At 73.0% G+C, this 19,474-nt stretch carries 24 protein-coding genes; 19 read left to right on the top strand and 5 right to left on the bottom strand.

What is annotated here, in order from left to right; all coding sequences use genetic code 11:
- Nucleotides 1–13 precede the first annotated feature (13 nt).
- The gene (locus IE257_RS00705) at nt 14–175 is read right to left on the bottom strand and encodes a hypothetical protein (protein ID WP_189963471.1); all 162 of its coding nucleotides are present in this window, start codon (nt 173–175) and stop codon (nt 14–16) included.
- A gap of 230 nt (nt 176–405) precedes the next feature.
- Here IE257_RS00705 and IE257_RS00700 point away from each other — a divergent pair, with 230 nt between their 5' ends.
- The 4 genes from IE257_RS00700 to IE257_RS00685 are packed head-to-tail and all read left to right on the top strand — an operon-like array spanning nt 406 to nt 4,346.
- Complete coding sequence (locus IE257_RS00700) at nt 406–1,704, top strand: NYN domain-containing protein (RefSeq protein ID WP_229920037.1); 1,299 nt, start codon at nt 406–408, stop codon at nt 1,702–1,704.
- 28 nt (nt 1,705–1,732) lie between these two features.
- Nucleotides 1,733–2,770, top strand: a complete 1,038-nt coding sequence (locus IE257_RS00695) for an ABC transporter ATP-binding protein (RefSeq protein ID WP_229920036.1) — start codon at nt 1,733–1,735, stop codon at nt 2,768–2,770.
- Nucleotides 2,767–3,639, top strand: coding sequence for an ABC transporter permease (locus IE257_RS00690; protein ID WP_189963467.1), 873 nt, complete (start codon nt 2,767–2,769; stop codon nt 3,637–3,639). Before IE257_RS00695 ends, IE257_RS00690 begins: the two co-directional genes overlap by 4 nt.
- A gap of 47 nt (nt 3,640–3,686) precedes the next feature.
- Complete coding sequence (locus IE257_RS00685; protein ID WP_229920035.1) at nt 3,687–4,346, top strand: hypothetical protein; 660 nt, start codon at nt 3,687–3,689, stop codon at nt 4,344–4,346.
- Nucleotides 4,347–4,606: 260 nt separating this feature from the next.
- On the opposite strand, the gene ybaK is transcribed toward IE257_RS00685, so the two are convergent.
- The 3 genes from ybaK to IE257_RS00670 form a co-directional block, all read right to left on the bottom strand.
- Nucleotides 4,607–5,101, bottom strand: a complete 495-nt coding sequence (gene ybaK, locus IE257_RS00680; protein WP_189963465.1) for a Cys-tRNA(Pro) deacylase — start codon at nt 5,099–5,101, stop codon at nt 4,607–4,609.
- A gap of 10 nt (nt 5,102–5,111) precedes the next feature.
- The gene (locus tag IE257_RS00675) at nt 5,112–5,849 is read right to left on the bottom strand and encodes an LON peptidase substrate-binding domain-containing protein (RefSeq protein WP_189963463.1); all 738 of its coding nucleotides are present in this window, start codon (nt 5,847–5,849) and stop codon (nt 5,112–5,114) included.
- Between the two features lie 96 nt (nt 5,850–5,945).
- Nucleotides 5,946–7,541: an oxidoreductase gene (locus tag IE257_RS00670; RefSeq protein WP_372453038.1), complete on the bottom strand. Its 1,596-nt coding sequence runs from the start codon at nt 7,539–7,541 to the stop codon at nt 5,946–5,948.
- Between the two features lie 124 nt (nt 7,542–7,665).
- Here IE257_RS00670 and hisD point away from each other — a divergent pair, with 124 nt between their 5' ends.
- From hisD to hisF, 8 genes are read left to right on the top strand one after another with little or no spacing between them, the layout of a single operon-like run.
- Nucleotides 7,666–8,988 (top strand): histidinol dehydrogenase, encoded by a 1,323-nt coding sequence (hisD, locus tag IE257_RS00665; RefSeq protein WP_189963461.1) that lies wholly within the window; start codon nt 7,666–7,668, stop codon nt 8,986–8,988.
- On the top strand, nt 8,985–10,103 hold the full coding sequence (locus IE257_RS00660) for a histidinol-phosphate transaminase (RefSeq protein WP_189963459.1): 1,119 nt from the start codon (nt 8,985–8,987) through the stop codon (nt 10,101–10,103). The genes hisD and IE257_RS00660 overlap by 4 nt, the downstream gene beginning before the upstream one ends.
- The gene (hisB, locus tag IE257_RS00655) at nt 10,100–10,693 is read left to right on the top strand and encodes an imidazoleglycerol-phosphate dehydratase HisB (RefSeq protein ID WP_030009963.1); all 594 of its coding nucleotides are present in this window, start codon (nt 10,100–10,102) and stop codon (nt 10,691–10,693) included. Before IE257_RS00660 ends, hisB begins: the two co-directional genes overlap by 4 nt.
- 2 nt (nt 10,694–10,695) lie before the next feature.
- Complete coding sequence (locus IE257_RS00650; RefSeq protein ID WP_030855494.1) at nt 10,696–10,863, top strand: CG2302 family histidine operon protein; 168 nt, start codon at nt 10,696–10,698, stop codon at nt 10,861–10,863.
- Entirely contained in the window at nt 10,860–11,510 is a 651-nt protein-coding gene (gene hisH / locus IE257_RS00645; RefSeq protein ID WP_189963457.1) for an imidazole glycerol phosphate synthase subunit HisH, read from the top strand. The genes IE257_RS00650 and hisH overlap by 4 nt, the downstream gene beginning before the upstream one ends.
- Nucleotides 11,510–12,241, top strand: coding sequence for a bifunctional 1-(5-phosphoribosyl)-5-((5-phosphoribosylamino)methylideneamino)imidazole-4-carboxamide isomerase/phosphoribosylanthranilate isomerase PriA (gene priA / locus IE257_RS00640; RefSeq protein ID WP_189963455.1), 732 nt, complete (start codon nt 11,510–11,512; stop codon nt 12,239–12,241). Before hisH ends, priA begins: the two co-directional genes overlap by 1 nt.
- Entirely contained in the window at nt 12,238–12,639 is a 402-nt protein-coding gene (locus tag IE257_RS00635) for a RidA family protein (RefSeq protein WP_189963453.1), read from the top strand. The genes priA and IE257_RS00635 overlap by 4 nt, the downstream gene beginning before the upstream one ends.
- Complete coding sequence (hisF, locus tag IE257_RS00630; protein ID WP_189963451.1) at nt 12,636–13,391, top strand: imidazole glycerol phosphate synthase subunit HisF; 756 nt, start codon at nt 12,636–12,638, stop codon at nt 13,389–13,391. The genes IE257_RS00635 and hisF overlap by 4 nt, the downstream gene beginning before the upstream one ends.
- 500 nt (nt 13,392–13,891) lie before the next feature.
- Here the strand turns inward: hisF and IE257_RS00625 are convergent, their stop codons facing one another.
- Nucleotides 13,892–14,524 carry a TIGR03085 family metal-binding protein gene (locus IE257_RS00625; RefSeq protein ID WP_189963449.1) on the bottom strand — a complete coding sequence of 211 codons (633 nt, stop codon included), beginning with the start codon at nt 14,522–14,524 and terminating at the stop codon, nt 13,892–13,894.
- Nucleotides 14,525–14,615: 91 nt separating this feature from the next.
- On the opposite strand from IE257_RS00625, the gene hisI reads away from it, so the two are divergent.
- From hisI to trpM, 7 genes are all read left to right on the top strand, one after another.
- The gene (gene hisI / locus IE257_RS00620; RefSeq protein ID WP_030385540.1) at nt 14,616–14,984 is read left to right on the top strand and encodes a phosphoribosyl-AMP cyclohydrolase; all 369 of its coding nucleotides are present in this window, start codon (nt 14,616–14,618) and stop codon (nt 14,982–14,984) included.
- Nucleotides 14,985–15,000: 16 nt separating this feature from the next.
- Nucleotides 15,001–16,491 carry an anthranilate synthase component I gene (locus IE257_RS00615; protein WP_189963447.1) on the top strand — a complete coding sequence of 497 codons (1,491 nt, stop codon included), beginning with the start codon at nt 15,001–15,003 and terminating at the stop codon, nt 16,489–16,491.
- Between the two features lie 14 nt (nt 16,492–16,505).
- On the top strand, nt 16,506–17,180 hold the full coding sequence (locus IE257_RS00610) for a TIGR02234 family membrane protein (RefSeq protein WP_189963444.1): 675 nt from the start codon (nt 16,506–16,508) through the stop codon (nt 17,178–17,180).
- Between the two features lie 111 nt (nt 17,181–17,291).
- On the top strand, nt 17,292–17,543 hold the full coding sequence (locus IE257_RS00605; protein WP_052872597.1) for an HGxxPAAW family protein: 252 nt from the start codon (nt 17,292–17,294) through the stop codon (nt 17,541–17,543).
- A 71-nt stretch (nt 17,544–17,614) separates the two neighbouring features.
- Nucleotides 17,615–18,103, top strand: coding sequence for a DUF2752 domain-containing protein (locus IE257_RS00600; RefSeq protein WP_373301757.1), 489 nt, complete (start codon nt 17,615–17,617; stop codon nt 18,101–18,103).
- A 172-nt stretch (nt 18,104–18,275) separates the two neighbouring features.
- The gene (gene trpC / locus IE257_RS00595; protein WP_030385535.1) at nt 18,276–19,085 is read left to right on the top strand and encodes an indole-3-glycerol phosphate synthase TrpC; all 810 of its coding nucleotides are present in this window, start codon (nt 18,276–18,278) and stop codon (nt 19,083–19,085) included.
- Between the two features lie 77 nt (nt 19,086–19,162).
- Nucleotides 19,163–19,318: a tryptophan biosynthesis modulator TrpM gene (gene trpM, locus IE257_RS39260; RefSeq protein WP_372453045.1), complete on the top strand. Its 156-nt coding sequence runs from the start codon at nt 19,163–19,165 to the stop codon at nt 19,316–19,318.
- Nucleotides 19,319–19,474: the final 156 nt, after the last annotated feature.

Below are 19,474 nucleotides of genomic sequence, written 5' to 3'. Positions count from 1 at the left end.
TCAGGTACGGCCGTCAGTTGTGGCCGAACTTCTTTTCCTTGCGCTTGTGCGCCATGTCCATCGGGCTCGGCGCCGAGGAGGAGGGCATCGACTCGGTCTCCGAGGTGCCCTTGGTCGGATCCTGCGACCGGGGCTGCTGCTTGCCGGGCTGCTTCTGGTTCTTGTTCTTGGCCATGGTGGAGCCTCCGTGAGGGTCTAGGGGCCAGGACCGCCTTCACACTCACACAGGGCCAGAAACCGCGCATTTTGGATCATTACTGCGCGTAGCCGGTGCCTCTCACTCCACCCGTAGTGAGATCCGCCACGCCGATGATCGAGTTCCGGCCTTCAACGCCCTTGGGGTCGGGCAGACTCGGGGAACCCGCCGAAAAGCACAGAGGACCCCCAGGGAAGAGGGTGGAACGCATGGACCGCTGCGTCGTCCTGGTGGACGCCGGCTACCTGCTGGGTGCCGCCGCCAGCCTTCTCGCCGGGGAGCCCTCCCGCTCCCGGATCACCATCGACCATGCCGCGCTCATCCAGGGCCTGCGCGAGCGGGCCGAGGCCGACACCGAACAGCCCCTGCTGCGCATCTACTGGTTCGACGGCGCACCCGACCGGGTGCCCCAGCCCGAGCACCGGCGGCTGCGCGTCATGCCCCGCGTCACCGTCCGGCTCGGTGCCCTGACCCGCAGCGACGGCCGCTGGGCGCAGAAGGGCGTCGACGCCGCCATGCACGCCGAGCTCACCGAGCTCGCCCGCAACCGCGCCTGCTCCGACGTGGTCCTCGTCACCGGCGACGGAGACCTGCTGCCCGGCCTGATGTCCGCCAAGGAACACGGGGTCGCCGTCCACCTGTGGGCCGTTCAAGCCGCCGACGGGGACTACAACCAGTCCGAGGACCTCGTCGCCGAGGCCGACGAACGCCGCGTCCTGGACCGGGCCTGGATCACCCGGGCCGTCCGCGCCAAGGACCTCACCGGCCTGTGCTCCCCGCCGCCCGCACCGCGCCCCGACATCGCGGCCATCCTCTCGGCCCCGCTGCCCGAGGCGGCGCTCGCCGAGGCCGCCCGCAACAGCACCGCCGCCACCGGGGAACCGGACCGCGACGGGGTCCCCGTACCGGCGCCCGCCACGCCCGGGGGCAAGCCGGTCCCCACCCCCAAGGACCTGGCCGGAGCCCTGCGCGCCCCCGGCCAGCAGAGCGCCCCGCAGAGCGGGCCGAGCGGAGCCCACGCCCCCGCCAGCGCGCTGCGCTGGTCCTCCGACAAGGGCTGGATCGACCGGGCCGGACCGCTGGGCGAGCCCGCCGAGACCGCCTCGCTGCCCACCCTCGCCCAGCTCACCAGCGCCGAACAGCGCTGGGCGGACCGGGAAGAGGACATCACCACCGTCGGCGGCGACCCGTTCGAGGTGGGACAGGTGTTCGCCCGGCGCTGGATGGAACGGCTCCCGGAGACCGTCCACCTGCAGAAGCTGGCCACCATGTACCCGCGGATCCCGCACCGGATCGACGGCGAACTGCTGCGCTACGCGGCCCGGTTCGGGCTGCTCGCGCACAAGGACGACCAGATCGACGAGCACGACCGGTACGCCATCCGTGCCGGGTTCTGGCGCGAGATCGACGTCCGTGCCGCGGCCGAACACGTCGCCGCCGTACCCGCCCCGGCACCCGGAGCCGGCCCCGTCGACCATGCCGCCCCGCCGACCCCGACGGCCGAGTAGGGGCGGGAACCCCGTAGGCTGCTCCCTCGTGAGTACGGGCACAGCACAGGCGCGAGAAGGCACGGCGACAGCCGCGGGAGCAGCGCCGGACGTCATTTGCGCGGTGCGTGACCTGGTCAAGACGTATCCCGCGGTACGCGGCCGGCGCGGGGCCCCCGCCCTGCCCGAGACCCGCGCCAACGACGGGATCTCCCTGGACGTCCGGCGCGGCGAGATCTTCGGCCTGCTCGGCCCCAACGGCGCCGGCAAGTCCACACTGGTCCGCCAGCTCACCGGCCTGATGCGGCCGGACTCCGGCTCCGTGACCCTGCTCGGCCACGACCTCGTGGGCCACCCCGGGCGGGCCTCCCGGCTGCTCGCCTACCTGGGACAGGAATCCACCGCCCTGGACGAGCTCACGGTGGCGCTGGCCGCCGAGACCACCGGGCGACTGCGCGGACTCGACCTCCGCACGGCCCGCGCCGCGCGCGACGCCGTACTGGACGAACTGGGACTGACCGCGATCGCCGGACGGCCCCTGAAGAAACTTTCCGGCGGCCAGCGCCGCCTCGCCTGCTTCGCCACCGCACTGGTGGGGGAGCGGCCCGTACTGGTCCTCGACGAGCCCACCACCGGAATGGACCCGGTCGCCCGGCGCGCGGTCTGGTCCGCGGTCGACCGGCGCCGCGCGCAGCACGGCGCCACGGTCCTGCTCGTCACCCACAACGTCATCGAGGCCGAGAGCGTCCTGGATCGGGTCGCCGTCATCGACCAGGGCAAGGTCATCGCCTGCGACACCCCGGCCGGTCTGAAGGCCACCGTCGCGGGCGAGGTCCGGCTGGAGCTGGTCTGGCGCGAGGGCGCTCCGCTGGAGGTCCCGGAGGTCGCCCGGCTGCGTGACCGGGCCGTCGAGTCCGGGCGCCGCTGGGTGCTCCGGCTGGCGCCGGACGAGGCGAGGGCGGCGGTGGCCTCGGTCACCGGGAGCCCGGCCTTCGCCGCGCTCGACGACTTCACCCTGGCCACCCCCAGCCTGGAAGACGTCTACCTGGCCCTCGGTGGCAGGACGAAAGGGCTGGTGAAGTCTTGAGCGACCGCTCGACGGGGGCTGTCCGGGCCGCGCTCGCGCCCGACGCCGTGCCGCCCCCCGCTGCGGGCGCCGCGTCGACCGACGCCGCCGCAGGCCGCGCACAGGCGCCGCAGCCCGCGCCGCTGGCGCCCGGCGCGCGGTTCTTCCCCGCCCTGGCCGCCGTGTACCGGGCCCAGCTGTCCCGGGCCCGGGTGGCACGGATCCCGCTGCTGTTCGTCGCCACCTTCCAATCCGTCGGGATCATGATCCTGATGAGGGGCGTGGTCGACGGGGGCTCCGAGGCCCGCGCCGTCGTCGCCGGTTCCTCGGTGCTCGTCGTCGCCTTCGTCGCGCTGAACCTGCTCGCCCAGTACTTCGGGCAGCTGCGGGCCGGCGGCGGACTCGACCACTACGCCACCCTGCCGGTGCCGCCCGCCTCGGTGGTGCTGGGCGCGGCCGCCGCGTACGCCTCCTTCACCCTGCCGGGCACCCTGGTCACCGCGGTCTTCGGGTGCCTGCTGTTCGGGCTGCCGATGAGCGGGCTGTGGATCCTGGCCGCCGTCGTACCGCTGGCCGGGGCCGCGCTGGCCGGGCTCGGCGCGGCGCTGGGGCTGCTGGCCCCGCGGCAGGAGCTGGCCACCCTCGCGGGACAGCTCGGCATGTCGGCGGCGCTGCTGCTCGGCGTACTCCCGCCGGAGCGGATGCCGGACGTGATCGTGTGGGCCCGGGACCTGCTGCCGTCCACGTACGGGGTCGAGGCGTTCGCCCGTACCTTCGCTCCGCGGCCCGACTGGTCCGCCGTCGCCCTCGACCTGGGCGTGTGCGGGGCGGTGGGGGTCCTCTCGCTGGCCGTCGCCACCTGGGCGTACCGCCGGGCGGCCGTCCGCTGACGCGGTCCGCCGACGCCGCTCGCGGGCACACCTGGCACGATGTGGGGGTGACCGAAGCCGTGACCCCGCCGTCCCCCCTCGACCCGCCGCCGCTCCCGCCCGAGAAGCCGGGTGCCGCCGCCGGGGCGATCACCCCGGAGGACATCCGGGACGGGGCCGTCGTCGCCCTGCTCGTCGGGGCTGCCGGACTGCTCCTCGGCCTGCTGTGGGTGTGGCTGGCCCCCCGGGTGCAGTACGTCTCCAACGGGGAGGCCGTGTTCCTGCGCAACAGCGAGAGCGAGGCGCGGATCGCCTCCGACGGCACCTTCTTCCTGCTGTCGCTCGGGCTGGGCGTGCTCAGCGCCGTCGGCACGTTCCTGTGGCGCCGGGCCGGCGGTGTGCCGCTGGTGATCGGGCTCGCGGTCGGGTCCGTCTTCGCCGCGCTGGTGGGGTGGCGGTTCGGGCTGTGGCTGGGGCCGTCGTCGGACCTGGTCGCCGCGGCGGCCAGGGCGGGCAAGGGGGTCCCGTTCGACGCGCCGCTGGAGCTGCTCGCGCACGGGGCGCTGCTGGCGTGGCCGATGACGGCCGTGCTGCTGCACCTCGGGCTGACGGCGCTGTGGACTCCGCGGGATCCGGATCCCGAGCCGGTGTACGGCTGGACCGGCTACTACCAGGCGCCGCCGCCCGCCGACTCCGCCCCCTCCACGCCGGAGTCCCCGCGCGCCTGACCCTCCCGGGGTGCGGGTCCGCCGCTGCGCGGAGCCGGTCCCCGCCCCGCCCTTTCTCCGTTTCCCGGGGCTCCGCCCCCGGACCCCGCCGGGCGCTGCCCGGACCCGCGCCTCAAACGCCGGCGGGGCTGAAAGATCGGGGCTCCGCCCCGGACCCCGCGCCTCAAACGCCGGCGGGGCTGAAAGATCGGGGCTCCGCCCCGGACCCCGCGCCTCAAACGCCGGCGGGGCTGGGTTGTGCCGGACGGGCTGGAAGCGGCTTACGCCCGGGCGATGGGGGCCAAGGTGGCCGAGGTGAGGGTCGTCAGGTCCGACGGGGCGAGTTCGACCTCCAGGCCGCGACGGCCCGCCGAGCAGCAGATCGTCGGGTGGCCCGCGGCCGAGGCGTCGATCACCGTGCGCAGGCGCTTGCGCTGGCCCAGCGGGGAGATGCCGCCGCGGACGTAGCCCGTCGTGCGCTCCGCCAGGGCCGGGTCGGCCATCGCCGCCCGCTTGCCGCCCACGGCCGTCGCCAGGGCCTTGAGGTCCAGTGACCCCGAGACCGGCACCACCGCCACCGTCAGGACGCCGTCCACGTCCGCGACCAGCGTCTTGAAGACCTGGGCGGGCGAGACGCCGAGCGCCTGCGCCGCCTCCTCGCCGTACGAGGGATGCGCCGGGTCGTGCTCGTAGGCGTGCGTGGTGAACGCGACGCCCGCCGCCGTCAGGGCGACGATCGCCGGGGTGCCTGCGGCCTGCTTCGACTTCTTCGCCATCGGTATGCACTCAGTTCGGGCTCGTCGGGGCACGGGTCAGGTCCACCGCCGGCAGCGACGGGAGGTGGCGGATCACCGCCGTCTCCGTGCGCAGCAGCTTCAGCTCCTCCGCCAGCCGGGTCGCGGTGTCCGGGGCCTGGAGCAGCCGCTGCTTCGCCGGGATGTCCAGCACCGCCGCCGCAGCCACCAGGTAGGAGACCACCGAGGGCTCGTCGGGGAGCTCCGCGCCGGTCAGGGACCGCTCGCGGGCGCCGGCCAGCCGCTTCTGGTAGTTGCGGAAGGCCCGCAGCACGCCCTCGGCCAGTACGCCCGCGCCGTCACCCGCGTCCTCCGGGAGCTCTTCCAGCTCCGCCGTCAGGAAGGGGCCCGAGGCGTCGACCGAGATCAGGCGGACCCGCGTCGTGCCGGTCGCCAGGACCTCGAAGCTGCCGTCCTCCCGCTCCCGCACGGTCGCCGCGTCGGCGATGCAGCCCACCCGGTGGAAGGCCTGGATCGGGTCGGCGCCGAAGCCCGCCGCCGGGCCCCGCTCGGGCAGGGCCGTCTGGTCCGGCAGGCCGGGCGCGGTCGGCGCGACCTCCCGGCCGTCGCGGATCGCGACGACCGCGAAGCGGCGCGGTTCGTCCTCGCTCGTCTTCAGCAGCTCGCGCATCATGGCGCGATAACGCTCCTCGAAGATGTTGAGCGGGAGGACGAGTCCCGGGAACAGCACCGAGTTCAGCGGGAAGAGGGGCAGGCGAACGGTGGTCACGAGGCACAGGGTAATCGCCCGAACCCTCTCGGGTGTCCGGCGTTTGAGGGGCGGACGGCGGCATGTGAGCGATCGGCCGGACGACCCCCGCCGCCGTCACCCCCGCCGAAGCAGCCGGGAGGCCCCCGCCGCCACCGTCGTGGCCAGGATCCAGCCCATGACGACGAGGCCCGCCGCGCCCCACTGCCAGCCGCCCTCCAGCTTCCACTGCCCCTGCTGACCGAGGTCGATCACCGGGAGCAGCAGGTCCAGCGCGTACAGGGCGGCGCTCCACTGCGGATGCTCGTCCTGCTTGATCGCAGGCGGGTCGAGCTGGGAGAACAGCAGCGCCCCCGCCGCCCACAGCACCGCCATCCACAGGGCGGCGCGGCCCGGACGGTAGCCGTACACCACCGTCCAGTCCTGGAGGTAGCCCCACGCCTTCGGCCAGGGCGGCAGCGTGTCCCGGCGGCGCCGCTGCTTGGCCAGCAGCACCTCGCGGGCGTCCGCGTCCTCGCCGCTGGCCCGCAGTACGGCGGCCAGCCGCTCGTACGGCTCCGGCGAGTACTCGGGAGTCGCCGCCGCCACCCACTCCAGGCGGCGGGAGAGCGGGAAGTGACCCCGGGGCGCGAGGTTCTCGTAGACGAACCCCTCGATGGACAGTCCGCCCGGGCCCGGCCAGCTCGTGGAGGTGTCGACGAGCTTGACCACCTTGGCCCCGGACACCACCACCCGGCCCTCCTCCGGCCGCTCGCCGACGAAACGGAACTCAGGGGTCTGGATCCGCCGCAGGGACAGCTCCTGGTCGGGGGCGAGGGCGAAACGTGCCCCGTAGAAGTCGATGGCGTCGCCGAAGCGGCCGTCGTCCAGCCGCAGCCCGCCCCGGCACTCGAAGTGCTGGGCCCGCCGACCGCGGGTGGGCGTCGGCCCCAGCCCGTACGGGGGAGTGGAGGAGCCCCCGTACGCCGCGTAGTCCAGCGCGATGGACGTCAGGTACAGGGTCCGCTCCACCGTCAGCTGCGGGGCGTTCAGCGCGTACCGCCCGTACGGGTTGCGCAGGCGGGCCCCGCGCAGGTTCATCGACACGCCGACCTTGGCGCCGCGCAGGCTCACCTCGCCGTACGTCTCCAGCAGCTCGCCCTGTAAGTCCTGCGCGACGGACATCCCGTCCGCGGCGATCGCCCGGCCCTTGCTGTCCCGCTGCACCACCGCCTGGCTGATCAGCAGGTCGGTGCCGATCTGCGCGTCGGTGAGCCGGATCCCGCGCGCCACTCGGCAGCGCGGCAGGTGCAGATCGCCCTCGGTGTGCAGCCGGGAGGCCTCCAGCCGCGGGATCGCGCAGTTGACCATCCGCAGCGTGCCGACGCGGGCCTCCGACAGCTGGATCTCGCTGTCGAACCGGCACGACTGGAGCTCCACGTACGGGGCCACCGCGCCACCGGACAGTTCCAGCCGCCCGCTGATCCGCATCCCGCGCAGCTTGAGGGAGGCCACCCGGCCCGGCACCGGCGGCGGCCCGTGCAGCAGCAACCGGGCGACGACCCTGGCGCGGACGCTGCGCTCGGGCCCCCAGACGTGGTCGGCGTGCGGATCGTCCCGGTCGGCGGCGCGGGCGCTGAGATCGCAGACGCTGCCGGTGCGGAACGCCTCCCACATGCGGCGTTCCGCAGCGGTGAGATCCGCCGGTTCCTCGTCCGTGCGCGCCTCGGTCACGGCGGCCCCCTCCGCTGTCGTCCACGTGTATGGGAAAGCTATCGGGCACGTGTGACATCCGGGACCTGTATCAGCCAGTGATACGGGCGAACGGAGGCGCGAAGCGGTCTGAGAGAATTGTGGGGTGATCTCTCGTATCGACCTGCGCGGTGACGCCCTCCCCGAGGGCGGCGCCCTGCGCGATCTGCTGCCCCGTGCCGAGTTCGACGTAGAAGCTGCCCTGGAGAAGGTGCGGCCCATCTGCGAGGACGTTCATCATCGTGGCACGGCGGCGCTGATCGAGTACGCGCAGAAGTTCGACGGGGTCGAGCTCTCGCAGGTCCGGGTGCCCGCGGAGGCCATCAAGGCCGCCCTGGAGCAGCTGGACCCGGCCGTCCGCGCGGCCCTGGAGGAGTCGATCCGGCGCGCCCGGATCGTGCACCGCAATCAGCGCCGCACCGAGCACACCACCCAGGTGGTCCCCGGCGGCACCGTGACCGAGAAGTGGGTTCCGGTGGAGCGCGTGGGGCTGTACGCTCCGGGCGGCCGCTCCGTGTACCCGTCCTCCGTCGTCATGAACGTCGTCCCGGCCCAGGAGGCCGGCGTCGAGTCGATCGCGCTCGCGTCCCCGCCGCAGAAGGAGTTCGACGGCCTGCCGCACCCGACGATCCTCGCCGCGTGCGCGCTGCTCGGCGTGGACGAGGTGTACGCGGTGGGCGGTGCGCAGGCCGTGGCGATGTTCGCCTACGGGACCGAAGACTGTCTTCCCTCCAACATGGTGACCGGCCCCGGCAACATCTGGGTCGCCGCCGCCAAGCGCTACTTCACCGGGAAGATCGGCATCGACACCGAGGCCGGCCCGACCGAGATCGCCGTCCTCGCCGACTCCACCGCCGACCCGGTGCACGTCGCCGCCGACCTGATCAGCCAGGCCGAGCACGACCCGCTGGCCGCGGCCGTCCTCGTCACCGACTCCGCCGAACTCGCGGACGCCGTCGAGAAGGAGCTGGAGCCGCAGGTCGCCGCGACCAAGCACGTCGAGGACCGGATCAAGCCGGCCCTGGCCGGCAAGCAGTCCGCGATCGTCCTGGTCGACAGCCTGGAGGACGGCCTCAAGGTCGTCGACGCGTACGGCGCCGAGCACCTGGAGATCCAGACCGCCGACGCCGCGGCCTGGGCCGCCCGCGTACGCAACGCCGGCGCGATCTTCGTCGGCCCGTGGGCCCCGGTCTCGCTCGGCGACTACTGCGCCGGGTCGAACCACGTGCTGCCCACCGGCGGCTGCGCCTGCCACTCCTCCGGCCTGTCCGTGCAGTCCTTCCTGCGCGGCATCCACATCGTCGACTACACGCGGGACGCCCTCGCCGAGGTCACCCACCACGTGGTGACGCTGGCCGAGGCCGAGGACCTGCCCGCGCACGGCGCCGCCCTGAAGGCGCGCTTCGGATGGAAGGTGCCCACCGTATGACCGCCGCCGGCATCGGCATCGACGACCTGCCCATCCGGGACGAGCTGCGCGGCAAGACCCCGTACGGCGCCCCCCAGCTCGACGTTCCCGTCCAGCTGAACACCAACGAGAACCCGTACGAGCTCCCCGCCGAGCTCGTCGCGCGGATCGCCGAGCGCGTGGCCGAGGCCGCCCGCACCCTCAACCGCTACCCCGACCGGGACGCGGTCGAGCTGCGCACCCAGCTGGCCGCCTACCTCACCCGTACCGGCAAGCACCCGGTCGCGCGGGAGAACGTATGGGCCGCCAACGGCTCCAACGAGGTCATCCAGCAGCTGCTGCAGACCTTCGGCGGGCCCGGCCGCACCGCGCTCGGCTTCGAGCCCTCCTACTCGATGCACGCGCTGATCTCCCGCGGCACGGGCACCGGGTGGATCTCCGGCCCGCGCCGCGAGGACTTCACGATCGACGTGGAGGCGGCGGAGCAGGCGATCACCGAGAACGCCCCCGACGTCGTCTTCATCACCTCGCCCAACAACCCCACGGGCACCGCGGTCGAGGCGGAGACCGTCCTCGCCCTCTACGAGGCCGCCCAGGCCGCCAAGCCCTCCCTGGTGATCGTGGACGAGGCGTACGTGGAGTTCAGCCACCGCGACTCGCTGCTGCCCCTCATCGAGGGCCGCCCGAACATGGTGGTCTCCCGGACCATGTCCAAGGCCTTCGGCGCGGCCGGCCTGCGCCTGGGCTACCTGGCCGCCCACCCCGCCGTCGTCGACGCCGTCCAGCTGGTGCGCCTGCCGTACCACCTGTCGGCCGTCACGCAGGCCACCGCACTGGCCGCCCTGGAGCACACCGACACCCTGCTCGGCTACGTCGAGCAGCTCAAGGCCGAGCGCGACCGCCTGGTCGTGGAACTGCGGGCCACCGGCTTCGAGGTCACCGATTCCGACGCGAACTTCATCCAGTTCGGGAGGTTCGAGGACTCGCACACCGCCTGGCAGAAGATCCTCGACCAGGGCGTCCTGGTCCGGGACAACGGCGTACCGGGATGGTTGCGGGTCACCGCGGGCACCCCGGCGGAGAACGACGCGTTCCTGGAAGCGGTTCGCGCACTGAAGAAGGAGCAGCACGCATGAGCCGCATCGGACGGGTCGAACGGACCACCAAGGAGACCTCCGTCGTCGTCGAGATAAACCTCGACGGCACCGGCCAGGTCGACGTCTCGACGGGCGTGGGCTTCTACGACCACATGCTCGACCAGCTCGGCCGCCACGGCCTCTTCGACCTCACCGTCAAGACCGAGGGCGACCTGCACATCGACAGCCACCACACCATCGAGGACAGCGCGCTCGCGCTGGGCGCCGCCTTCAAGCAGGCCCTCGGCGACAAGGTCGGCATCTACCGCTTCGGCAACTGCACCGTGCCCCTCGACGAGTCCCTCGCCCAGGTGACCGTCGACCTGTCCGGCCGCCCCTACCTCGTGCACACCGAGCCCGAGAACATGGCGCCGATGATCGGCACGTACGACACGACGATGACCCGGCACATCTTCGAGTCCTTCGTCGCGCAGGCCCAGATCGCCCTGCACATCCACGTCCCGTACGGCCGCAACGCCCACCACATCGTGGAGTGCCAGTTCAAGGCCCTCGCCCGGGCCCTGCGCTACGCCGCCGAGTTCGACCCGCGCGCGGCCGGCATCCTGCCCTCCACGAAGGGCGCCCTCTAGCCGTGAACGGCCTGAACACCATCCTGATCGTCCTCGGCCTGTTCCTGGCCGGGGGCGTCTACTCCTTCCAGAAGCAGCAGATGCCCAAGTCGGTCATCATCCTGCTGGCCCTCGCCTCCGCGATGTGCCTCGCCGCAGGAGTCCTGCGAATCCAGGGAATTTGGGAATGAGCGCAGTCCGCCCCACCAAGAACGTCGTCGTCTTCGACTACGGCTTCGGAAACGTACGCTCCGCCGAGCGGGCCCTCGCCCGCGTCGGGGCCGACGTCGAGATCACCCGCGACTACGACAAGGCCATGGACGCCGACGGGCTCCTGGTCCCCGGCGTCGGCGCCTTCTCGGCCTGCATGAAGGGCCTCAAGGACGCCCGCGGCGACTGGATCATCGGCCGCCGGCTCTCCGGCGGCCGCCCGGTCATGGGCATCTGCGTCGGCATGCAGATCCTCTTCGAGCGAGGCATCGAGCACGGCGTGGAGACCGAGGGCCTGGACGAGTGGCCCGGCACGGTCGGCCCGCTCAAGGCCCCGATCGTCCCCCACATGGGCTGGAACACCGTCGAGGCCCCCGCCGACAGCCAGGCCTTCAAGGGCCTGGACGCCGATGCCCGGTTCTACTTCGTGCACTCCTACGCGGCGCGGGACTGGACCCTCGAGATCACCAACCCGCTGATCCGCGCCCCCAAGGTCACCTGGGCCACCCACGGCGAGCGTTTCGTGGCGGCGGTGGAGAACCGGGCCCTGTGGGCCACGCAGTTCCACCCCGAGAAGTCCGGCGACGCCGGCGCCCAGCTCCTCACCAACTGGATCGAGACCCTGTGATGACCGCACCCACGCTCGAACTCCTGCCCGCGGTCGACGTCCGCGACGGCCAGGCCGTCCGTCTCGTGCACGGGGTGTCCGGCAGCGAGACCTCCTACGGCTCCCCGCTGGAGGCGGCCCTGGCCTGGCAGCGCTCCGGCGCCGAATGGCTGCACCTGGTGGACCTCGACGCCGCCTTCGGCACCGGCGACAACCGCGCCCTGGTCGCCGAGATCACCCGCGCCATGGACATCAAGGTCGAGCTGTCCGGCGGCATCCGCGACGACGCCTCGCTCGCCGCGGCCCTGGCCACCGGCTGCACCCGCGTCAACCTGGGCACCGCCGCCCTGGAGACCCCCGAGTGGGCCGCCAGGGCCATCGCCGAGCACGGCGACAGGATCGCCATCGGCCTCGACGTCCGCGGCACCACCCTCAAGGGCCGCGGCTGGACCAGCGAGGGCGGCGACCTCTACGAGACCCTCGCCCGCCTCGACTCCGAGGGCTGCGCCCGGTACGTCGTCACCGACATCGGCAAGGACGGCACGCTGACCGGCCCCAACCTGGAGCTGCTGAAGAACGTCTGCGCCGCCACCGACCGGCCCGTCGTCGCCTCCGGCGGCATCTCCTCGCTCGACGACCTGCGGGCCCTGTCCGAACTGGTCCCGCTGGGCGTCGAGGGCGCGATCGTCGGCAAGGCCCTGTACGCCAAGGCCTTCACCCTGGAAGAAGCCCTGAAGGTGGTCTCCGCATGAGCAACCCCTCCAACTCCACGGCCGGTGCACGCCGCATCTCCTCCGGCGGCGCCTACGAGGACGTCATCGGCTACTCGCGCGCCGTGGCCCTCTCCAACGGCCTGGTCCTGGTCTCCGGCTGCACCGCCGCCGACGCGGGCGGCCCGTACGACCAGACGGTCAAGGCCTTCGAGGTCGCCTTCAAGGCCCTCGCCGAGGCCGGCCTGGGCCCCGAGGACGTCGTCCGCACCCGGCTGTACCTCACGCACGCCCGCGACGTCGAAGAGGTGGGCCGCGCCCACAAGCAGCTCTTCGACGCGGTCCGGCCCGCCGCGACCATGCTCATCGTCTCCGGCTTCGTCGACCCCGGCATGGTCGTCGAGGTGGAGGTCGAGGCGTTCAAGGCGGTGACCGCATGACGCTCGCCGTACGCGTGATCCCCTGCCTGGACGTGGACAACGGCCGGGTCGTCAAGGGCGTCAACTTCCAGAACCTGCGCGACGCGGGCGACCCGGTGGAGATGGCCAAGCTGTACGACGCCGAGGGCGCCGACGAGCTGACCTTCCTCGACATCACGGCGTCCTCCGGGAACCGCGAGACCACGTACGACGTGGTGCGCCGCACCGCCGAGCAGGTCTTCATCCCGCTCACGGTGGGCGGCGGCGTCCGCACCGCAGACGACGTGGACAAGCTGCTGCGGGCCGGAGCGGACAAGGTGGGCGTGAACACGGCCGCCATCGCCCGACCCGAGCTCATCCAGGAGATCGCTGAGCGCTTCGGCCGACAGGTCCTCGTACTGTCCGTGGACGCGCGCCGCACGGCTGCCGGGACCTTCGAGGTCACCACGCACGGCGGGCGCCGGGGCACCGGCATGGACGCCGTGGAGTGGGCGCACCGGGCGGCCGAACTGGGCGCCGGGGAGATCCTGTTGAACTCCATGGACGCCGACGGCACGAAGGACGGCTACGACACGGAGATGATCGCGGCGGTGCGCAGGCACGTCACGGTCCCGGTGATCGCCTCGGGCGGCGCGGGCCGACTGGCGGACTTCGCGCCGGCGATCGAGGCGGGGGCGGATGCCGTGCTCGCGGCGTCGGTGTTCCACTTCGGCGACCTCCGCATCGCCGAAGTCAAAACGGCCCTCCGCGAAGCGGGCCACCCCGTCCGGTAACGCCTCTTCCGGGTGCCCTTGCCCTGGCCGGGCGGTGCGGGTCTCTTTCCCGGGTGCGGCCCGGACCCCGCGCCTCAATCGCCGGCGGGGCTGGGTTTGGCTTCGGGTGGGGCGGTGCCCCTCCGGGGGCTCTCCTCGGCTCGCGCCTGCGGCGGTGGTTCTGCCGTACGGCCTGGGTTGCGCGCTCGTCCTGCGGGGAGCCCCCGGAGTGTCACCGCCCCACGGCCCCTGGGTAGGTCTGCCGGGGTGGGGGTGCGGCGACGGTGGGGGGTGTCCCCGCAGGCGACGCGGATCCACCCCCGCCCGGCATCTCGGTACGGCTGAGTCCGCAAGCCGAGGCGACACCGCCCGGCGGCGCCGCGCCCCCACCCCCTGCTCCGACCCCGCCCGGGCGGCACACCCCAGCCCCGCCGGCGCTTGAGGCGCGGCCACCGGGCCGCACCCGGGAGAGAGACCCGCACCGCCCGGCCAGGGCAAGGGCGCCCGGGACAGGGCCGAGGTCAGAGGCCCAGGGCGGCCACCGTCAGTTTGGCGACGGCCTCCTTCTCCCCGTCGAGCGCCACAGCGGCAGCGTCCTGGCGGCCGAAGCAGAACAGCGTCAGCTCCCCCGGTTCCCCCGTCACCGTGACCACCGGCGCGCCCTTGTGGGCCACCACGGTCCGCCCGTCCGGGCGCCTCAGTACCAGGCCCACCGGCGAGCGGCGGCCCGTCAGGCGGGCCAGTTTCTCCAGCCGGGACCACAGCGCGTCCGAGAAGACCGGGTCCAGTTCCCGCGGGGACCAGTCCGGCTGGGCGCGCCGGACGTCCTCCGCGTGCACGTAGAACTCCACCGCGTTCGCCGCCTCGTCGATCTGCTTCAGCGCGTACAGCGACATCCTCGGCGGGCCGGTCCTGATCAACTGGAGCAGTTCCTCGTACGGCTTGGCCGTGTACTCCTCCATCGCCTTGTCCAGGCGGCCCTTCAGCACGTTCAGCAGCAGACCGCCCGCCGCGTCGGGCCGCCGCTCCCGCACCACCACGTGCGCGGCCAGGTCCCGACAGGTCCAGCCGGCGCACAGCGTGGGGGCCTCCGGGCCCGCCGCCTCCAACAGGTCCGCCAGCAGCAGGCGTTCACGCTTCGCATGGGTAGACATGCGGGCCAGCCTACGGCCGGAACACGCTGAGCGCCCGCTCATCAGGCGGACATGGATCATTCCGCCCATCCGGGCCCGGCACAATGGCTGCATGAGTACGTCCCCCCGCCCCGGCAACCTCGATCCCGCCATCGCCGCGCGCCTCAAGCGCTCCGCGGACGGCCTGGTCCCGGCCATCGCCCAGCAGTACGACACCGGTGAGGTGCTCATGCTCGGCTGGATGGACGACGAGGCCCTGCACCGCACCCTGACCACCGGCCGCTGCACCTACTGGTCCCGCAGCCGCCAGGAGTACTGGGTGAAGGGGGATACTTCCGGCCACTTCCAGCACGTGAAGTCCGTCGCGCTCGACTGCGACGCCGACACTCTGCTCGTCCGGGTGGACCAGGTCGGAGCGGCCTGCCACACCGGGGCACGCACCTGCTTCGACGACGATGTCCTCCTCCGCGCAGCCGACTAGGTAGGGTCCCCCCGAAATGGATCTTGAGACGTTCCGCAAGCTCGCGGCCGACCGCCGCGTCATCCCCGTGAGCCGCAAGCTGCTGGCCGACGGGGACACCCCCGTCGGGCTCTACCGCAAGCTGGCAGCCGAACGCCCCGGCACCTTCCTCCTGGAGTCCGCCGAGAACGGCCGCTCCTGGTCCCGGTACTCCTTCATCGGGGTCCGCAGCGACGCCACCCTGACCGCCCGGGACGGCCGGGCGCACTGGATCGGCACCCCGCCCGTCGGCGTACCCACCGACGGCGACCCGCTCGACGCCCTGCGCGCCACCGTCGAGGCCCTGCACACCCCCCGCGACCTCGCGGGCGCCATGCCCCCCTTCACCGGCGGCATGGTCGGCTACCTCGGCTACGACATCGTGCGCCGCCTGGAGCGCATCGGCGAGCACGGCAGCGACGACCTGAAGCTGCCCGAGCTGACCATGCTGCTCACCTCCGACCTCGCGGTGCTGGACCACTGGGACGGCACCGTCCAGCTCATCGCCAACGCCATCAACCACAACGACCTGGACTCCGGGGTCGACGAGGCGTACGCCGACGCCGTGGCCCGCCTCGACGCGATGGAGGCGGACCTCGCACGGCCCGCCCCCTACGTCCCGGCCGCGCTCCCCGCCTCCGAGCTGCCCGAGTTCTCCGCCCTGTGGGGCGGCGAGAAGTACCAGGCGGCCGTCGAGGACATCAAGGAGCGCATCCGGGCCGGCGAGGCCTTCCAAGTGGTGCCCTCGCAGCGGTTCGAGACCCCCTGCCACGCCTCCGCGCTGGACGTCTACCGGGTGCTGCGGGCCACCAACCCGTCCCCGTACATGTACCTCTTCCGCTTCGAGAACGGCTTCGACGTGGTCGGCTCCAGCCCCGAGGCGCTGGTCAAGGTCGAGGACGGGCGGGCCATGGTCCACCCCATCGCCGGCACCCGCCACCGGGGCGCGACCCCGCAGGAGGACAACGACCTCGCCGACGAGCTGATGGCCGACCCCAAGGAGCGTGCCGAGCACCTGATGCTCGTCGACCTGGGCCGCAACGACCTCGGCCGGGTCTGCGAGCCGGGATCGGTGGAGGTCGTCGACTTCATGTCGATCGAGCGCTACTCCCACGTCATGCACATCGTCTCCACCGTGACGGGGCGCGTGGCCGAGGGGAAGACCGCCTTCGACGTGCTCACCGCCTGCTTCCCGGCCGGCACCCTCTCCGGCGCGCCCAAGCCCCGCGCCATGCAGATCATCGAGGAGCTGGAGCCCTCCCGCCGCGGCCTCTACGGCGGCTGCGTGGGCTACCTGGACTTCGCCGGCGACTCCGACACGGCCATCGCCATCCGCACCGCGCTGCTGCGCGACGGCACGGCGTACGTGCAGGCCGGGGCCGGTGTCGTCGCCGACTCGGTGCCCGAGCTGGAGGACAACGAGTGCCGCAACAAGGCGGCCGCCGTGCTGCGCGCGGTCGGAGCGGCGAACCGCCTCCACGGCTCCTGAGTGCGTAAGGGATAGTGGGGTATGTGAGTGCCGTACCCCCACCCCGAACCGATGCCGACGCCGAGCCCGAGGCGCGCGAGCGCCGCGGCGGCCGCCGCAGCGTGGCCGTCGCCCTGCTGCTCGGCGCACTCGGCGCGACCGTCGTCCTGCTCGCCTCCGGCCGGACCTGGGCCCGGGGCACCGCCGCCATCGGCAGTGATGCGCTCCAGCTGACCGCCGACGGGCGGGCCGTCACCGGCCTGCCCGCCGCGCTGGCCATCGTGGGCCTCGCCGCGCTGGTCGCCGTCTTCGCCGTACGCGGCAGGAGCCGGCTGCTGGTGTCGGGGCTGCTGGCGCTCAGCGGCCTCGGCGGGGCCCTGTCGGCCCTGTTCGGCGCCGACGGCCGCCGTGCCCTGGACGCGCAGGCCGCCCGTACGACCGCCGACAGCGCGGCGCACGTGGCCGGACTGACCCAGACGACCTGGCCCTATGTCACGGCCGCCGGCGCGGTCCTGATCCTGGCCGCCGGGCTGCTGGCCCTGCGCTTCGGCCGGAGCTGGCCCTCGATGGGTGGCCGCTACGAGCGTGACGGCAGCCCCCGTACGCGGACTGTCGCGGCGGTGGACCCGGACCGGCCGGAAGATCTGTGGAAGGCTCTGGACCGCGGCGAGGACCCGACCACGGACCCGGGCGCCGACCGGGCCCACTGACCCGACCCCCCTGGACGGCGAAGCCGCCCGGTGCGGGACAATGGTCACCGAGCGTTCGACACAGACCGCACGTTCGACACAGCAGCGCGACAGAGCAACGAGGAGCAACTCATGGCGGGCACTAGCCACGGACACACCCCGGCCGCCTGGACCGGTGTCATCATCGCCTTCATCGGTTTCTGCATCTCCGGCGCCTTCATGGTGATCGCGAACCCGCTCGGCTTCTGGGCCGGCCTCGTCGTCGTCGCGCTCGGCGGTGTCGTCGGCCTCGGGATGCGGGCCGCGGGCATGGGCGCGCCGAAGCCCGCGCACAAGGACCTCGCCGAGGTCATCGCCGCCTCCAAGGTTCCCGCCAAGGTCTGAGTGCGCGAAGCAGCCGAAAGGCGCGGCCCCGCCGGGCTGCGCCTTTTGTCATGAGCGGAGAGAATCAGCAGGTGGACGCCTCTCGCACCCCCGATGCCCCGCCGTCACCGGCGCCCGTGCCCGCGATGCCCGCGCAGCCCGTGCGTCTGGCCGGGCAGCCGTCCAGGGCCCGGCGGCTCGCCGTCCCGGCGCTCTACCTGGCCGGTGTCGCCGGCGCCTTCGCGTACGTCGGGGCCGTCGACCCCAACGAGCCCGGCCACTACCCGGTGTGCCCGCTGTTCCGGCTGACGGGTGTCCTGTGCCCGGGCTGCGGAGGTCTGCGCAGCGCACACGCCTTCGCGCACGGCGATCTGATCGCTGCTTTCGGGGCGAATGCGTTCGCCGTCGTGGGCTACTTCGTCTTCGCGGGTTTCATGGCCCTGTGGCTGGTTCGCGCGTTCCGCGGCGGGCCGACTCCGAGGATCGTGCTGCGTCCGAGGTACTGGTGGGCGCTCGGGGCACTGGCACTGGTTTTCGTCATTGTCCGAAATCTCTCTTTCGGCTCCGCACTGGCGCCCTGAGCCCCTTGGGCAGGCCCTATGAAGCGTCGATTCCGAATGTCCAGTTACTGGGACGTCGTCAACCGCGTGCGGAGGGCAACGCCTCCTGCGGATACCATTTGAATGCCGACCTTGTTGTTGTACCTGTCTGCAAGGCGGCCGACCGTCATCGACCCGGAAGGGGGCCGCTCGCGTGAGTGTGCTCGACGAGATCATCGAAGGGGTCCGCGAAGACCTTGCCGAACGGCAGGCCCGCGTGAGCCTCGACGAGCTCAAGGAGCGTGCCGCCAAGGCGCCCCAGGCCAAGGACGGCGTCGCTGCCCTGCGCGGCGACAGCGTCAAGGTGATCTGCGAGGTCAAGCGCTCCAGCCCGTCCAAGGGCGCGCTGGCCGCCATCGCCGATCCGGCCGGGCTCGCCGCCGACTACGAGGCGGGCGGTGCGGCGGTCATCTCCGTCCTCACCGAGCAGCGCCGATTCGGCGGCTCGCTGGCCGACCTGGAGGCCGTCCGCGCCCGCGTGGACATCCCGATCCTGCGCAAGGACTTCATCGTCACGGCGTACCAGCTCTGGGAGGCCCGCGCCTACGGTGCCGACCTCGCCCTGCTGATCGTCGCGGCCCTGGAGCAGGAGGCCCTCGTCTCCCTCATCGAGCGGGCCGAGTCCATCGGTCTCACCCCGCTCGTGGAGGTCCACGACGAGGAGGAAGTGGAGCGCGCGGTCGCCGCCGGTGCCAAGATCATCGGCGTCAATGCCCGCAACCTCAAGGACCTCAAGGTCGACCGCTCCACCTTCGAGCGCGTCGTCCCCGAGATCCCGGACCACATCGTCAAGATCGCCGAGTCCGGCATCCGTGGCCCGCACGACCTGATCGCCTACGCCAACGAGGGCGCCGACGCCGTCCTCGTCGGGGAGTCCCTGGTGACCGGCCGCGACCCGAAGGCGGCCGTGGCCGACCTCGTCGCCGCCGGTGCCCACCCCGCCCTGCGCCACGGGCGGAGCTGACCCTTCCCGTGGCCCACGACCTCCCCTCCGTCCGCACGCAGTCCGCGCCCCCGGCAGCTCGCCGCGGCCCGGTCGGCGTGCCGACGGCGCATGCGCCCCTGGCGCGCGGCTGCCGCCCCCGCGGCTGCCGCGCCCCGGCCCGGCGCGTGCACGGGCGGCGGGTCCGGTACGTGATCGGGTCCGAGCCCGGCCAGGTCAACGGCATGCGATGGCGCCGCGGAGAAGCGCTGTAGACGAGGGCCCGCAGCGGTCCGGTACCCCGACGTACCGCGCCGCGAGCCGTCCCCGTACGGCCTGACGCCCGAGCCGCCGGCTCCGGACGAGGGCCGTCCCGCACCCGTACGCGCACACATCCCCCAGCGGGGTGTGCGCGGCGCTTGCGGTCGGCG

The organism is Streptomyces avidinii, from assembly GCF_014650695.1.
Taxonomy (GTDB): Bacteria; Actinomycetota; Actinomycetes; order Streptomycetales; family Streptomycetaceae; genus Streptomyces; species Streptomyces avidinii.
This window is presented reverse-complemented; position numbering and strand designations above follow the sequence as displayed.

Coding starts and splice junctions, on each gene's coding strand:
- priA (WP_189963455.1), top strand. CDS start 11,510: ATGACCGCACCCACGCTCGAACTCCTGCCCGCGGTCGACGTCCGCGAC.
- hisI (WP_030385540.1), top strand. CDS start 14,616: ATGAGTACGTCCCCCCGCCCCGGCAACCTCGATCCCGCCATCGCCGCG.
- IE257_RS00625 (WP_189963449.1), bottom strand. CDS start 14,524: ATGTCTACCCATGCGAAGCGTGAACGCCTGCTGCTGGCGGACCTGTTG.
- IE257_RS00635 (WP_189963453.1), top strand. CDS start 12,238: ATGAGCAACCCCTCCAACTCCACGGCCGGTGCACGCCGCATCTCCTCC.
- hisB (WP_030009963.1), top strand. CDS start 10,100: ATGAGCCGCATCGGACGGGTCGAACGGACCACCAAGGAGACCTCCGTC.
- IE257_RS00615 (WP_189963447.1), top strand. CDS start 15,001: ATGGATCTTGAGACGTTCCGCAAGCTCGCGGCCGACCGCCGCGTCATC.
- hisF (WP_189963451.1), top strand. CDS start 12,636: ATGACGCTCGCCGTACGCGTGATCCCCTGCCTGGACGTGGACAACGGC.
- hisH (WP_189963457.1), top strand. CDS start 10,860: ATGAGCGCAGTCCGCCCCACCAAGAACGTCGTCGTCTTCGACTACGGC.
- IE257_RS00700 (WP_229920037.1), top strand. CDS start 406: ATGGACCGCTGCGTCGTCCTGGTGGACGCCGGCTACCTGCTGGGTGCC.
- ybaK (WP_189963465.1), bottom strand. CDS start 5,101: ATGGCGAAGAAGTCGAAGCAGGCCGCAGGCACCCCGGCGATCGTCGCC.
- IE257_RS00605 (WP_052872597.1), top strand. CDS start 17,292: ATGGCGGGCACTAGCCACGGACACACCCCGGCCGCCTGGACCGGTGTC.
- IE257_RS00660 (WP_189963459.1), top strand. CDS start 8,985: ATGACCGCCGCCGGCATCGGCATCGACGACCTGCCCATCCGGGACGAG.
- IE257_RS00705 (WP_189963471.1), bottom strand. CDS start 175: ATGGCCAAGAACAAGAACCAGAAGCAGCCCGGCAAGCAGCAGCCCCGG.